The following is a 15,046-nucleotide window of genomic DNA, read 5'->3' as shown; positions in this document are numbered from 1 at the left end:
ATAAAAAAGGCATCTATTGGGGAGGGGGCTAACCAGAGCCAGGTCTAGGAGAGATTGCATGCGGTTTCGTTAGTGTCGATTCGGCATAGTGTTTTCTCTGTTGTGGCTTAGTGCGATGTCTGGCTATATAAGATATAACGGCAAGTTAAATTTTATGAAAGGTGTCCTTTTTCGCAGCGATACCACATCCAGAAAATATCAACGTTAGACCCCATGGCTCTTACCAAATCCTGAATGGAAGGAATTGATTTATATGTTCAAAAAAATTGAATGTGTTTGCATTCACACAAGCGACATAGACAAATCTTTGGCGTTTTATACGTCAGTCGGCTTGTCGGAAAATTGGAAAATTGAACGCCCCTTAGAGAATGGATATGTTTGGAGGTTAATAGGACTGAAATTTGCGAGTGGCCCCAGCTCTGAACTTGTGCTCAGTAATCATCCAGAAAATAAATTCACAGAAGTAGAAATGTTGGTTGAGGACGTGCGCCAAGCTCACAAAGAATTAAGCACTAATGCGGAAGTGAAATGGATAAGAACCCCTTTTGCAACTGAATCTGGGCACGTCGCAGTCATGGAGGCGCCAGACGGCAATGTATTTGTACTCGTTGGTAAATAATTAATTGATGTATTTCAGGACATGCAATGCTCGGCAGTAACACTTACTTTGGTTTTGGATTATAGGGTGTCTTTGATTAATCGTTCGCTAGCGAAAGCCTGCTTCCGCTTGCACCCAGAATCAGCACGTAGGTTAATGGGATGGACTCCCCCCTCCCGAATCGGCATCTAGGTGCCGGACTGGAAGTTCCAACCACCAGTCAATCGCAAGAAGGAGTCCACCATGAAGCTTATGCGCATCGGCATTGACCTGGCAAAGAACGTCTTCCAGTTGCATGGCGTGGCGCGGGATGAGCAAACCGTGCTGCGCAAGCAATTAACCCGTGACAAATTCCTCGCCTTCCTGCGCGACGAGGTGGATCGCTCGTGCGACATCGGCATGGAAGCGTGCGGCGGCGCCCATCATTGGGGCCGGCAACTGCAGCAGTTGGGCTTCAACGTCAAATTAATCGCGCCGCAGTTCGTGAAGCCATACGTCAAACGGCAAAAGAACGATGCCAATGACGCGGCGGCGATCTGCGAGGCTATGAGCCGCCCCAGCATGCGCTTTGTCCGGGTGAAGACGGTCGAGCAGGAAGACATTCAAGCGGTGCACCGCATTCGCAGCGAACTGGTGCATCAGCGCACCGCCAAGGCCAATCAGATTCGCGGCTTGCTGGCCGAGCGTGGTTTGGTGGTGGCGCAGCGCATCGAGCAATTGTGCCGGGCGCTGCCCCGTTTATATGACGATCAAACCAATGGCCTGAGCTGTCGCTTCCGGCGCTTGTTGGGCGGGCTGTGGCAAGACCTGCACGAATTGGACGGTCGCATCAAGGAACTGGATCGCGAAATCAGCTTGATTGCCCAAAGCAATCCGGCGGCGCAACGACTGCAAGGCATCCCCGGCATCGGCCCGATCAGCGCCACGGCGTTGGTGGCAGCGATCGGCGATGGCCGTCAATTCAAATGTGGTCGCGATCTGGCAGCGTGGTTGGGGCTGGTGCCGCGACAACATAGTTCCGGCGGCAAGGAACGGCTGCTGGGTATCTGTAAACGCGGCGACGCTTATCTGCGCACCTTGCTGATTCATGGCGCAAGAGCCGTGTTGCGACAGATTGGCGCGAAGATGGATGGGCGCAGCCAGTGGCTACGCAGCTTGACGGCGCGACGGCCGGCGAATGTGGCGGCAGTGGCGTTGGCGAACAAGAACGCCCGGATCGCGTGGGCGTTATTGACGAAGGAAGAGGATTACCAAATCACTTGAGTTGAATGGCAGGTGTAGTTGCTAGTAAACAAGGAGCACTCAATCGACGATTGCAAAGCAAGCAGCGCTGATGGCAAACAGGTCGAACCGGCGTCTGACCACTCTGATCAAGCCCAAGGTGCCTCGAGCACGGTAGGTTGTACAGGAGCAGGCGCGCGAATAGCCCATCATGGCCGGCATCGAATGCGGTGCAGCAACAAGAGGCCGGATATATGTGTGCAGTCGTCCCACATGCCAACGATGCTGAAGGCTTGCAAGCCGGGGAGAGTCCATATATGGGCTGAATGTAATGAAGCCCAACATTGCACTGGAAGCAATCAACCCGACATCGGCTTGGCGTGTTGGGCTTCACGGGCTCAGCCCAACCTGCGGGCTGAATCAAGCCAAACAGAAGTTCAAGTTCGTTTGACAGTTAGTTCGGTTAATCTTTAATACGACATTCCACCGGGACCGGCTACCGCCCGCCTGTTATTGCAGGGGGCGAAGTCTGTCTTGGGAAGCAAAGTGTTGCCTCGCTTCGCCAATGTCGTCGATCTACAAGGCCCGTCCGGGCTTGTGGATCGGCCGGCTCCCGCGCCGGCGCGCCAGGAAGTCCTCGCCGCCTTGCGCTTTCTGATGATGCCATTCCACTGGGAGCACTGACGGGCGTATGCTCGACGGGTATCAATCCGAGTCGAGCCCGTTGGTGGTTCGACGTCACGCGGCCCCGAGCCCATGGAGCGCCATGATCAGCGAAGCGAGCAGTCTGGATTTTCCCTTCATCGAGAAAGTAACCCGCCAGAACATGGCGCATCACTATGCGCAGCACCGGCTGGAATGGAATGAAGACGCGCATGCACAGAGCCTGACGGCAACCGACAACTATGTCGTCCGCGATCGCGACGAGCGCGTCGCGGTGATCCGCGTCAGCTTTAATCAGCAGCATCTGTACATCAACGATCTGCAGGTCATTCCCAAGGCGCAGCACAACGGCATCGGCACGCAGCTGCTTGGCCATGCGATGTCGCTGGCCAAAACCCGCAAGCTCGAGGCGGTTCGCCTGTGTGTGTTCAAGGGCAATTCGGCGAAGAAATTCTACGAAAAGCTCGGCTTTGATCAGGTTGGCGAACAGGGCAATGTGCTGCGGATGGAGCGCAAGGTCGAGGCCTGATGCCGTGATTACCGGCTAAGCGGCGCGCAGCCGCCGCATTTGCGGCACCGCGTGGTCGTAGAAGCTTTTCCAGCCTTCGCACAGGTAGCTGAGATTGCCCTCGCCGGGCCGGGTTTTCAGCAACCGGGTGCGCGGGCATTCGCCGTAGCACAGCGTCAGGTGCGGGCAGCGGCGGCATTCACCGGGCAGGCTGTTGAACTTGTCGAGGCCGAATTCCAGCTGGCGCAGCGAGAACACCATGCCGGCGAGCGATTGCTCGCCGATCCTGCCGATCTCGTATTCCGGGTAGACGTAGTGGTCGCACGAGTAGACGCGGCCATCCTGTTCGACCGCGACATTCTTGCCGCAGAACGGGCTGCTGGTGCACAGCTGCGCAGGTTTGCCCTGGAGCTGGGCGATCGTGGTTTCGAACTGGTTGATCTTGATCCGGTTCAGGTCGCGGGCGAACCATTCGTCGAACACCGTCGAAAGAAACGTCCCCCAGTCGGCCGGATCGACGCTCCAGTCGGTGACGATTGACAGCGGATGGCCGGGCCGGGCGCGCGGGCTGCCTTGCGGCGCCAGCCGCTGACTATCCAGATGGCCCGGCGCGACGTGCTCGAACTGCTTCGGTTCGACGCAGGGAATGAACTGCATATAGCTCGAGCCGAGTTCGTCGCGCAGGAAGCGGTAGACGGCGAGTGGCTGTAGCGCGTTCTTGCGATTGATCACCGTCAGCGTGCTGAACGGTACGGCGTATTTCTTCAGGATGGTCGCACCGCGGAACACCGCATCGAAGCTCGACTTGCCGCTCTTGGTCGGCCGGTAGGCGTCGTGCAGTTCGCGCGGGCCGTCGATGCTCAGTCCGACCAGAAAGCCCGCTTCGGCTAGAAAAGCGCCCCATTCGTCGTCGAGCAAGGTGCCGTTGGTCTGCAGATCGTTGGAAATGCGCCGGCCCGGCGGCAGGTGTTTGGCTTGCAGCGCGACGATGCGGCGGAAAAAATCGACACCGAGCAGCGTCGGCTCGCCGCCGTGCCAGGTGAAGACGATCTCGTCGACGTCCTGGCTGGCGATGTAGTCGACGACGAAGGTCTCGAGCAGTGCATCGCCGATGCGCTGGTTCTTCTGGTCGAGCAGGCCTTCCTTGCTCAGGTAATAGCAGTAGTTGCAGTCGAGATTGCACGCCGAGCCGACGGCTTTCACGGTGGCGTGCATATAGCGGGTCACGCCGTGGCCCGGTTTGTCGTTGCCGGCGTCGAGCCAGGTTTGCAGCGCCTCGGGGCTGATGTTGAGGCGCTTGGCGTGCTGCAGGGTATCGGTGCTGTACATGGGATTCTCGGTGTTCAGGCGCTGCGGGTGGCGGCTCGGAGCAGGGCCGGGCGCAGTGCAAGGTAGGCGTCGGCGTAGCCGCGCAGTTGTTGGGTCAATGGCCGGTCGGCCGGGTTTTTGCGGTTCAGCGCGGCGTCAACGGTGGCGTCGATCAGGTGCAACTGGGCGTCGATGAACTGCAGCAGCCGTGCCGGCATCGTCGGGTTGGCGCTGGCCAGCAGCGCGAGCAGCGGCACCGGTGACAACTTGAAAAAGCCATCGTGCGGAATGCGCTGCCACATTGCCGGCGTGTGCAGTTCGGTCGCCAGTGCGGCGTGCAAGGCTTTTCCCCAGCGCGATTTGTCGGTGGCCAGCGCGTGGCGGTGCGCGTACAGCGCGTCGAGGTAGGCCGGGTCGACGACGTCGGTGGCGTCGGCCAGCGGTGCGTAGCCGTCGCGCTTGTCACGGCTGATGCAGTCGGCGTCGCGCAGCTCGCCGTGCCGGCTGGCGAGCACCGCGTGTTGCAGCCGGTCGGCGCGCAAGGCGTCGAGCGGCACGACCTCGCACGCCAGCGGCTTGCCGTCGGCGTGCAGCGTGCACCGGCCGGCAGCATCGCGCACCGGGCAGCGTTGCAGCGACGGGTAGTCGATCGCCTGCAGCGTGATCTGCAGCGTCTCGCCGCCGGGTGCCGGCAGCAGCAGCGTGTGATCTAGTTCGGCCTGCGCGGCGAGATCGGCCGCGTCGAAGTCGCCGTGAAGGGGCCGGACGCGGCGCAGCGCGAGCACGCCGATGAAACGGGTCTCAAAGCGCAGCAGCTCGTCCAGCGTCAAGAGCGGCGGGGTGTTGCAGCACTGGCCGCAGGCGTTGCAGCGGAAGGCAAAGTGCCCGGCCGGTGGCGGATTCTGGATAGTGATCGGGTGAATGATGTGCATGGCGGTAAAAACCGCACGCCGCGCAGGGCGGCGTGCGGGATGGCGGCTTTAGTCGAACGGCTTAGTAGAAGCCTCGCGGTCGCAAGGGGCTGACCCCGCCGACGTCGGTCATATAGCCCTTCCACTGGCCGATCAGCGTCGTCGTCAGCGTCGGGTACAGCGACGACAGATCGGTGGTCTCGCCACGGTCGCTGTTCAGGTCAAACAGCTCCCAGTGGCCGTCGACCGGACCGAACGGCGGCTCGGTGAAGCGCGCTTTCCAGCGGCCGTCGGCACTGTAGATCGCCGTGCGGCCGTAGGTTTCCTCGCCGAACGGCGTGTTGCGCACCGGCGCCGGCGTGGCCTGCTGCAGCGCGTCGACCAGCGATTTGCCGGTGACCGGAAAGACGTAGCGATCCTTGTAGATCACCTTGCCTTTGTTCAGGTCCTTGCCGGTTTTCGGGTCGATCTGCGGCGGCGCGGCTTGCGAGGGCAGCGTCACCTTGGCCAGCGCAAGGAAGGTCGCGGTGTTGTCGGTCACGTGGGTGAAGCCGCGCAAGGGCTGCTGCGACGTCTTCTGTCCCGGCAGCTTGGCAATCGCCGGCGTCGAGATGCTGCCCTCGCCCATCATGCCCTTCAGCTGCGAGAACGGCGTGGCGCTGACTTCGGCCCAGCGCAGCCCGTACGACAGCCCCGGCTGGCCGAACGATGCGTCGGTGCCGAGTTTTTCATACTTGCCCGGCTGCGCGTTGGCGGTATCGGTCGCTTTCGGATCGGCGCCCGAGTCGATCGGCCAGCCTTCGGCACCGTTGTCGGACTGGAACAGGATGAAGGTGTTGTCGTACTGGCCGGTGTCCTTCAGGTACTGCACCAGCCGGCCGATGTTGTGGTCGAGGTTGGACACCATGCCGGCGTAGATTTCCATATAGCGCGCCTGGGCCTTCTTCTCGTCGGCCGACAGGCTGGCCCACTTCTTCACCACTCGGCCCTGACCGTAATCGACATAGCCGGCCGACGCCGGATTGACCGCGTTGATGTACTTGGCGCCGGGCGTGCCGTTGCCGGCGGTGGCCGGCGAGCGCGTCAGCGTCTCGGCGACGTCGACCGATTTGGCCTGACCGGCCGGAATCAGCCCCTTCGTCTGCAGCCTGGCGTAGCGCGCCGCGGCGACGGCTTCGTAGCCCTGGTCGTACTTGCCCTTGTACTTGCTCAGCCAGGGTTCCGGCACTTGCAGCGGCCAGTGCGGCGAGGTGTAGGCGGCGTAGGCGAAGAACGGTTTGCCGTCCTTGCGGTTGGCGTCGATGTAGGAAATCAGCTTGTCGGTGAAGAAGTCGGTCGAGTAGAACACCGCCGGCGTGCCGCCGACGCCACCGGGCTGGCCGGGTTGGCCCGGCTGCACGTAACGGCCGTCTTCGGTGTAGTTCTTCGAGCCCGCCGCTTCGTGGCCGAAATGGTTGGCGGCGGCGCCCGGCAGCAGCGAGTAGCTGCGCTCGAAGCCCCACTGATCCGGCGTCTTGCCGCCGGCACCGGCGCCAGCGATGTTCGAACCCAGGTGCCATTTGCCGGCGATATAGGTGTGGTAGCCGCCGTCCTTGAGCAGCTGCGCGACCGAGAGCGAGCTTTCGTTCAGATAGCCTTCGTAACCGGGCAAGCCCTTGCGCTCGTCGCTCGGCGCGCCCATCGTGCCTTCGCCGACCAGATGGTGGTCGGTGCCGGAGATCAGCATCGAGCGGGTGATCGCGCTGACGGTGCCGGTGTGGTGATTGGTGAGGATGCGGCCGTTGGCGACCAGCGCGTCGAGGTTCGGCGTCTCGATCTCGCCGCCGAAGGCACCGATGTCCGAATAGCCGAGGTCGTCGGCCATGATGTAGAGGATGTTCGGTCGACCATCGGCAGCCACCGGCGCGGGCGTCGGCGTCGGTACTGGCGTGGTCTGCTGTGCGCTGGTGCTGGCGTCGTTGCTGGTGTCCGAGCCGCCGCAGGCGCTGAGTGCCAGACCGCCGAGCATGGCGGCGTACAGGACGCCGAAGCCGAATTTTTGAGGAAGAATGCCCTGGGTTGGCATGGCCCCGCCCTGAAAATTGTTGTTGGAGCGGACCATGGTAATGAGTAGTCAATAGATCAATTAATACTTAGTTGTCCTGTTTTTATTGCTTGCGGTGTTATGCGGATGAAAGCCTTACGCACGGCAGACGCACCGCCGCGCGACCCACTTGTCGGGGCCGCGGCGATGCACTTCAATGACAACGACGCGCCGCGTTGGCGCAGGGAGATACCGATGTCGTTCCAGGCTTACCTTGACACGATCCAGACCAAGACCGGCCAGTCCCCCGACGATTTCCGCCGGCTCGCGACCGAGCGCGGCTTGTTGGTCAACGGCGCCCTGGGGTCGGGCGTTAAAGCCGGGGACATCGTTGCCTGGCTGAAGGCGGATTACGCACTCGGCCACGGCCACGCCATGGCCATCTACGCCCTGCTCAAGGGCATCAAGCAAGAGGGTGACGCCTGAGGCGTACCCGTCTGGAGCACCATGCCGACCCCTGCCGTCCTGTTTGCCTCGCTTTTTTTCGGTTTGATCGGTCTGGCCGCCTTCCGCCACGGCAAGCGTGAAATGCGGTTCGAGCCGATGCTCGTCGGCGTGGCCTTGATGGTGTTCCCGTACTTCGTCTCGGCCCCGTGGCTGCTGTTTCTGCTCGGCTTCGGCCTGAGCGCGCTGTATTACGTCCGGCGCTGAACCGGCGGCGATCATCGTCGTTGGCGCAGTGCGCCGTCTGGCGCTGCGATCGTGTTCGGGCCGGTACGCCGCCCTGCCTGACACAGCGGGCATACCCGCTTGGTCGCCGCGTCATCCCCTGGCGGAAGCGGCCGGCTGGCGCAGCAGGGGGCCGCGACGACGCGCTACGCCCTGACTCAGGCGCGCTGCGATTGCGCCAAAACATCCCCCCACGTCGCCCCACGGGTCTCGATGAGCGATCGAGGCGACCGGGTACATCGCGCCGCCACGGTCATCAGCAGCGCTGACCGTGCCCTCCGCTGATCGTCGGTCCCGGCGATCAGCCCCCGTTTGTTCCGGCCATGCACGGCCGGGCTCGATGCATATCAGTTGGCGTTTCCCCGTCCCGCATTCGCTGCCGAAGGCATGACGCTATCGGGGCACCGAGGGTCCTCGGGACCGCTCGCATCGTGGAATCGTTGTATTCGGCGCAAAAAACAGCCATCACGGCATGCATTTGCCCCGGTATCGGCGTTGGCGGCGGTGCTGACCGGGGTGGTGCTTCGGCGCGGATTGCGTCAGGCCGGGAGAGGGGCGCAGCGCCCCGGTTTCTATCTGAACCCGTAAGTTAACGAGCCGGAACCGTGTTCCGGTCATCGGACTTGTTTTGACCGGTAACGACTTGCTAACACTGATATTTGTTTGTCATGAAAGCAAGATTGCAATCATCGATTGATTGTCATGTTTTTACTGTCTTTAAACTTTCTATGCCGATATGTTAATTCGGTATGAATGCTGGGCGTAATTCTTTTATTGGCAAGTTGTTAATACAAATTAAGATATTCTTACGTTATATTACATTAATACATGTTTTGTAAGATGACCAGGTTGGCGCGTTGTCGTTAAGGTTTTCGCGAATGGTTACATCATGAGCAAGCAATACAGAGAGTTGAAATCTGAATTGTCTTGTTCGACCCGTTGCTAAAACTTATAAACAACGAAGGTTTTTCTCAAGCCGCTATGTCAAACGTCACTCTTGCTCCGCACCAGCCCGCCCAGGGCGCCGGTATCCAATCCCCTTGCGAATCTGATGTACCGCCGCTGTCATCCAACCAGAAACGCCTCTGGTTGATCGACCGCATCGATCAGGGCGGCGCGCAGTACAACGTGTTGAACGTCTTCCAGATTGACGGGGGCCTCGATCTCGCGCGCTTGCGCAGCGCCTTGAGCCAGGTGCTCGGCGATCACCCCATCCTGCGGACGATCTATCCGGCGACGGCGGATCAGCTCGCGCCGCAGCCGGCGCTGCTGGCGGCCAAGGTCGACATCGCCGTGACCGACATGTCCGATGCCGACGTCACCCAGCGCCATGCTGCTGCGGCGCGGATCCGCGACGAGGCACTGTCGCGGCCGTTCGATCTGGCGCGGGATCTGATGGTGCGCGCGCATGTGCTGGTGCACGGCAGCGATCGCCACGTGCTGTTCCTCACCGTCCACGCGATCGCAATGGACATCGCATCACTGCCGGCCTTCAATCGTCTGCTGGCGGCGCACTATGCGGCCGAACCGGTATCGGTCAGTTCGCTGCAGCACGCCGATTACGCACGCTGGCAAAGCCAGCAGGCACCGCAGGCCGCCACGCAGCTGGCCTATTGGCAGGCGCGCCTGGCCGCGTTGCCGCAATGCCACAATCTGCCGCTCGACCATCCGCGTCCGACCGAACCCGACTGGTACGGCAGCGCGCACGAGCAACGCCTTGACCCGGCGCTGAGCGCGGCGCTGAACGCGCTGGCGCAGCAGCATCAGGTGACGCCGAAGGCCCTGTTTCACGCGGCGTTTGCGGCGCTGTTGAGCCGCTATGCCGGTGAAACGGACATCGTCGTCGGGACCGAATCGGATCCGCGCGACCGGGCGGGCATGGGCGGGCTGATCGGCCCGGTGGCCGGCAACGTGGTGCTGCGCGCCGATCTGAGCGGCAATCCGCGCTTTGACGACCTCCTGCTGCAAAGCCGCCAGATGCTGGACGAGGCCGACGCGCATCAGGACACGACGCTGGATCAGCTGGTCCAGGCGCTGGGGACCGAGCGCGATTCGGCCTACCACCCGCTGTTCCAGATCCTGTTGCGCCACCGTGGCGACGATCGCCGCGAGCTCGCGCTGGCGGGGCTGACCGTTGCGCCGGTGGCGATCGACGTCTGCCCGGCGCGTTTCGATCTGACGCTGGACATCGACACCCGCGGCAGCGACACCGTGCTGCGCTGGGAATATGCGACGGCCTTGTTCAAGCGGGCGACGATTGCCCGCATGGCGCACAGCCTGCAGCTGGTCTTGCAAGCCGTCGCACGGCAGCCGCAGTTGCGTCTGGGCGAGCTGCCCTTGCTGGACGTCGCCGCCGGCCAAGCGCTGGCGCTGCACCGCGCACAAACATCCGCAGCCGTTGCCGAGTGCGGCGCGCACCAGCTGTTCGAGGCGCAGGCCCGGACCCAGCCCGACGCCGTTGCGCTGTATCACGGCGCGGCGCAGTGCAGCTACGGCACGCTGGACGCCGCCGCGAGCCGGCTGGCCGAGCGGCTGCAGGCAAGGGCGCTGCCGGCCGGCAGCCGCATCGGCGTCGCCATCGAGCATTCGTTCTCGCTGGTGGCGGCCATTCTGGCGGTCTGGAAGGCCGGCTACGTCTATGTCCCGCTGGACCCCGCCTTCCCGGATCAGCGCCTGGCCGGCATGGTCGGCGACGCCGGCGTGCAGGTCGTGCTGGCCACGGCCGACCAAGCGCGCCGTTTTGCCGACGTCGACGTGCTGGCGCTGGACGCCGCCGAACTGTTTGCACCGGGCAAAGGCCGCGCCGGCTTGCCGGCGTCGGGCAGCGATCCGGCCTACATCATGTATACCTCCGGTTCCAGCGGCCGCCCCAAGGGCGTGCTGGCGGCACACCGCAGCCTGGTCAACCGGCTGACGTGGCTGGAACGGACCTGGCCGGCCGGCCGGCATGAAGTCTTCAGCCTGAAGACGTCGCTGGGCTTCGTCGACCACATCGCCGAGTTGCTGCAGCCGCTGGTGTGCGGCGCGCCGTTGCTGATCGTCGATCGCGAGCAATTGTTCGAGACCGGTGCGCTGATCGATCTGCTGAAACAGCGTGGCGTCACCCGGCTGACCGTCGTGCCGTCGCTGCTGCGGGCGCTGCTCGACAGCGGTCGCCTGGCCGAGCTGGAACTGCTCGAGCTGGTCATCAGCAGCGGCGAGGCGCTGCCCGGCGAGTTGGCGCGGGATTTCCACCAGGCGCTGCCGATGGCACGGCTGATCAATCTGTATGGCTCCACCGAGATCGGCGCCGACGTGAGCTGGCACGAGTGCGTGTTCAACGACGATCTGGAAGCGGTGACCCGCTACTTCCGCAATGACGATGCACAGCCGCCGTATCCGCCGGTGACGCATCAGCCCGAGCCGCCGGTCGATGCGCGCTTCGATTTTTCCGATACCACGATCGCCAACGCACCGATCAGCTACGACGCCTATCTGCGCGGCCTGCATCAACACGTCGTGCCCAATGTTGTCAACGTGGTGTCGAGCCGCTACATCGGCCACATGACGTCCGGCCTGCCGAGCTTCCTGCCCGAGCTGAGCGCGCTGATCACGTCGATGAACCAGAATCTGGTCAAGATCGAGACCTCGCGCGTCCTCACCTTCCTGGAAAGGCAGGTGGTGGCGCAGCTGCACCGGCTGTTCTTCGATCTGCCCGCAGACTATTACCAGCAGTACGTCCAGGATCCGCACCACGTGTTCGGCGCGGTGACCAGCGGCGGCACGGTCGCCAACCTGCTGTCGCTGTGGTGCGCGCGGAACAAGGCGCTGATCGGTCACGACATCAGCAAGGAAACGCTGGTCCGGCGTGGCGCGCACCAGACGGTGCAGGCGCTGGGCTACAGTGGCGTGGCCATTCTGGGCACGCGGCTGATGCACTACTCGATGAAAAAAGCCGTGGCGCTGTTCGGGCTCGGTGAAGAGAGCCTGGTCCACGTCGAGCAGGACGCCGGGCAGCGCATGTCGCCGGCGGCGCTCGAGCGGCAGATCGCCGAATGCCGCCGCGCCAACAAGCTGATCATCGCGATCGTCGGCATCGCCGGCGCCACCGAAACCGGCACCGTCGACCCGCTGCCGCAGATCGCCGAGATCGCCGCGCGCGAAAACATCCATTTCCACGTCGATGCGGCCTGGGGCGGTGCCTTCCAGTTCTCGCGCAAGCACAAGAACCTGCTGGCCGGCGTCGAACTGGCCGACAGCGTGACCTTCTGCGCGCACAAGCAGCTGTACATGCCGCAGGGGATCAGCCTGTGCCTGTTCCGCGACGCGGCGTCGATCCACGCGATTTCCACCCACGCCGCCTATCAGGCCAAGCAGGGCAGCTTCGATTTCGGCCAGTACACCGTCGAAGGCTCGCGGCCGGCCAACGTGCTCTATCTGCACGCCAGCCTCAACGTGCTGTCGCGGCAGGGCTACGCCTGGCTGGTCGAGCGCAATCTGGCGCGGGCGCACTACTTTGCCGACCTGGTGGCCGCTTCGGACTGCTTCGAGCTGATCGGCACGCCGGACATGAACATCGTCAACTACCGCTACCTGCCGCGGCATCTGCGCGACGGCTACCAGCAAAGTGACAACGCCGAGCTCAACCGGCTGGTGGTGCAGATCCAGGAACTCCAGTTCCTGCGCGACGAAACCTTCGTGTCGAAGACGCGCTTGCTGGTTCCGCACATCAGCCCCGAACCGATCGACGTGTTCCGCGTGGTGCTGTGCAACCCACTGACGCAGGGCGAAGACCTCGTGGCCGTGCTCAACGACCAGATCGAAATCGGTCGCCGCTTCGACCCCTCGCCGGCGCCGGTATTCAGCCGTGCCGACGAGCTGGTCGAGGGCGATGACGGCTTGCGCACGGTGCCGGCCGGCCAGCCGATCGCCAATACCACGCTGTACGTGCTGGACCGCTACGGCCAGCCGGTGCCGCCGGGCGTGGCCGGCGAGCTGTATGTTGCCGGTGCCGGTGTCGCCGATGGTTATGTCGGCCTGCCCGAACTGACCGCCGACAGCTTCGTCGCCAACCCGTTCGAGCACGCGTTCGGCGGGCGGATGTACCGAACCGGCGATATGGCCCGCTGGTTGCCCGACGGCCAGGTCGAGCTGCTGGGGCGCGCCGATCAGCAGATCAAGCTCAACGGTTGCCGGATCGAACCCGGTGAGATCGAGGCGGTGCTGAAGGCGCATCCGCAAGTCAGTCACGCGGTCGTGGTGGCGCAGCCGCGCGGCCTGATCGCCTGGCTGGTCGCCGACGAGGCGGAAGCGACGCTGAAACCGCAATTGCAGGCGGCACTGCAGGCGCAACTGCCCGCCTATATGCGGCCGGGCGCGCTGCACTTTGTCGACAGCCTGCCCTTGCTGCCGAATGGCAAGGTCGACAAGCGCCAGCTGCAGCAACGCAAGCCGACGGCCGAACAGATCGTCCACCTTGCGCCGCAAGGGGAGATGGAAACCCTGATGGCCGGGCTGTGGGGCGAGTTGCTGGCGCTGGACAAGGTCAGCGCCGATGGCCGCTTCTTCGATCTGGGCGGGCATTCGCTGCTGGTCGTGCAACTGGTCACCCAGCTGCGCCAACGCGGCATCGAACTGGCGCCGCGCGATGTCTTCGCCAACCTCTCGCTGCGTGAACTCGCGGCGCGTTGCAAGCTGGGCGCCAAGGACGACGCCGGCTCGCAGGCCGCCATCGTCGGCAAGGTGCCGCTGCTCGCCAATCATCACTGGTTCCTCAAGCGCGCCGACTATCACCACTGGAACGCGACGCAGCTGTGCCGCATCGAGCACGACGTCGACCTCGGCGTGCTGCAGCGGGCCATGGCCGCGGTGCTGCAACACCATGACGGCCTGCGCATTCTGTGGACGCAACATGACGGCCGCTATCAGCAACACGTGCTGGCATTCGACGCCTTGCCGGCGTGGTGGCAGCGCATTGATCTGGCCAGTATCACCGAGAAAGACGAGGCGGCGACGATCGAGCTGATCTGCGACCAGTTGCAGCGCAGCCTCGACATCAGCCGGCAGATGTTCAAGGCCGTCGTCTTCGATTTCGGCCCCGGTCGCGCGCGTCGCCTGTTCATCCTCGCGCACCATCTGATCATCGATGCCTATTCCTTCGGCATCGTGCTCGACGATCTGGAAACGGCGTATCGCCAATTGGCGCAGCAGCAGCCGCTGCAATTGCCGCGAAAAACCGCCTCGGTCAAGGATTGGTCGCAGTGGCAGGCCAATTACGCCAGAACGGCAGCGCTGCAGCATCTGGACTATTGGGCCGGCAAGGATTGGAGCCGTTGCCTGCCGCTTCCGGCCGATAGCAATCAGCAAGCGCTGGCCGTCAATTTCGGCCTGTCGATGCTCGATATCCGTTCGGTCTCGCTGAGCGAACACGCGACCGCCGGATTGGAACAATTGGCGCGCGATGCCGGTGTGCCGGTTTCGACGATGTTGCTTGCATCGCTGGCGATGACTTACAAAACGCAATTCAAGCAAAGCTGCTACGCGGTCAATACCGTGCATAACGGTCGGATTGCCCGCCACGATGCGCGGTTTGAACTCAGCCGCACGGTCGCCTGGTTGTCCAATTACAGCATCGCGCATCTCGACCTCGCGACGCTGCCGCGTGATGCCAGCCGGATCGATATTGCCAGGGGCGTTCACGCGCAATTGAACGAATTGCAGGATGACGGATTGTCCTACAGCGGATTGCGTTATCTGAGCAATGATCCGGCCATCACCGACATCATGAAGCGCGTGCCGGAAGCCCAGATCGAATTCAATTTCGTTCCACGTGGCATCCATCTGCCGCAGGACGACGATCGTATTCTCGATGAGGCGCAGGAATCGACCGGTTCGCCCGATGGCCTGATGCATGCCGGCTTTACGCCGTTTATCAAGGCGGAATATCAGGGCGATCGGCTGGTTATTCGCTGGGGTTATTGCAAGACCCGCTATCACCGCGACACGATCGACACGCTGATCAATCAGCAGATTCAATGGCTGGACGCGTTATTGGCGGAAACCCAAGCCGAGCAGGAGGCCTTATGCGCCGAATGATGCCGATGCCG

General features: G+C 62.8%; 9 protein-coding genes. 6 read left to right on the top strand and 3 right to left on the bottom strand.

Translation table 11 applies throughout. From position 1 onward, the window contains the following. Positions 1–253 precede the first annotated feature (253 nt). From R0382_RS05590 to R0382_RS05580, 3 genes are all read left to right on the top strand, one after another. Entirely contained in the window at positions 254–619 is a 366-nt protein-coding gene (locus tag R0382_RS05590) for a VOC family protein (RefSeq protein ID WP_432723080.1), read from the top strand. A 222-nt stretch (positions 620–841) separates the two neighbouring features. Beyond that, positions 842–1,861 (top strand): IS110 family transposase, encoded by a 1,020-nt coding sequence (locus R0382_RS05585; RefSeq protein WP_432723079.1) that lies wholly within the window; start codon positions 842–844, stop codon positions 1,859–1,861. A gap of 724 nt (positions 1,862–2,585) precedes the next feature. Then, positions 2,586–3,011, top strand: a complete 426-nt coding sequence (locus R0382_RS05580) for a GNAT family N-acetyltransferase (RefSeq protein WP_432723077.1) — start codon at positions 2,586–2,588, stop codon at positions 3,009–3,011. 15 nt (positions 3,012–3,026) lie between these two features. On the opposite strand, the gene R0382_RS05575 is transcribed toward R0382_RS05580, so the two are convergent. From R0382_RS05575 to R0382_RS05565, 3 genes are all read right to left on the bottom strand, one after another. Further along, positions 3,027–4,319 carry an anaerobic sulfatase maturase gene (locus tag R0382_RS05575; RefSeq protein WP_432723075.1) on the bottom strand — a complete coding sequence of 431 codons (1,293 nt, stop codon included), beginning with the start codon at positions 4,317–4,319 and terminating at the stop codon, positions 3,027–3,029. Positions 4,320–4,333: 14 nt separating this feature from the next. After that, the gene (locus R0382_RS05570; protein WP_432723073.1) at positions 4,334–5,230 is read right to left on the bottom strand and encodes a hypothetical protein; all 897 of its coding nucleotides are present in this window, start codon (positions 5,228–5,230) and stop codon (positions 4,334–4,336) included. A gap of 61 nt (positions 5,231–5,291) precedes the next feature. After that, a complete protein-coding gene (locus tag R0382_RS05565) occupies positions 5,292–7,274 on the bottom strand; it encodes an arylsulfatase (protein WP_432723071.1) in 1,983 nt (660 codons plus the stop codon). 213 nt (positions 7,275–7,487) lie between these two features. Here R0382_RS05565 and R0382_RS05560 point away from each other — a divergent pair, with 213 nt between their 5' ends. From R0382_RS05560 to R0382_RS05550, 3 genes are all read left to right on the top strand, one after another. Then, positions 7,488–7,718, top strand: a complete 231-nt coding sequence (locus R0382_RS05560; protein ID WP_432723070.1) for a DUF4287 domain-containing protein — start codon at positions 7,488–7,490, stop codon at positions 7,716–7,718. Between the two features lie 21 nt (positions 7,719–7,739). Beyond that, the gene (locus R0382_RS05555) at positions 7,740–7,943 is read left to right on the top strand and encodes a hypothetical protein (protein ID WP_432723068.1); all 204 of its coding nucleotides are present in this window, start codon (positions 7,740–7,742) and stop codon (positions 7,941–7,943) included. 999 nt (positions 7,944–8,942) lie between these two features. After that, a complete protein-coding gene (locus tag R0382_RS05550) occupies positions 8,943–15,035 on the top strand; it encodes an aminotransferase class V-fold PLP-dependent enzyme (protein ID WP_432723066.1) in 6,093 nt (2,030 codons plus the stop codon). Positions 15,036–15,046 lie beyond the last annotated feature (11 nt).

The sequence above is a fragment of the Jeongeupia wiesaeckerbachi genome, assembly GCF_050916355.1.
In the GTDB taxonomy this organism is placed as follows: Bacteria; Pseudomonadota; Gammaproteobacteria; order Burkholderiales; family Chitinibacteraceae; genus Jeongeupia; species Jeongeupia wiesaeckerbachi.
Note: the sequence above shows the minus strand (reverse complement) of the source record. Positions and strands in the feature narration are given on the sequence as shown.

Excerpts from the sequence above, each read along its gene's own strand:
- R0382_RS05550 (WP_432723066.1), top strand. The coding sequence starts at position 8,943 with ATGTCAAACGTCACTCTTGCTCCGCACCAGCCCGCCCAGGGCGCCGGT.
- R0382_RS05580 (WP_432723077.1), top strand. The coding sequence starts at position 2,586 with ATGATCAGCGAAGCGAGCAGTCTGGATTTTCCCTTCATCGAGAAAGTA.
- R0382_RS05570 (WP_432723073.1), bottom strand. The coding sequence starts at position 5,230 with ATGCACATCATTCACCCGATCACTATCCAGAATCCGCCACCGGCCGGG.
- R0382_RS05565 (WP_432723071.1), bottom strand. The coding sequence starts at position 7,274 with ATGCCAACCCAGGGCATTCTTCCTCAAAAATTCGGCTTCGGCGTCCTG.
- R0382_RS05575 (WP_432723075.1), bottom strand. The coding sequence starts at position 4,319 with ATGTACAGCACCGATACCCTGCAGCACGCCAAGCGCCTCAACATCAGC.
- R0382_RS05585 (WP_432723079.1), top strand. The coding sequence starts at position 842 with ATGAAGCTTATGCGCATCGGCATTGACCTGGCAAAGAACGTCTTCCAG.
- R0382_RS05560 (WP_432723070.1), top strand. The coding sequence starts at position 7,488 with ATGTCGTTCCAGGCTTACCTTGACACGATCCAGACCAAGACCGGCCAG.
- R0382_RS05590 (WP_432723080.1), top strand. The coding sequence starts at position 254 with ATGTTCAAAAAAATTGAATGTGTTTGCATTCACACAAGCGACATAGAC.
- R0382_RS05555 (WP_432723068.1), top strand. The coding sequence starts at position 7,740 with ATGCCGACCCCTGCCGTCCTGTTTGCCTCGCTTTTTTTCGGTTTGATC.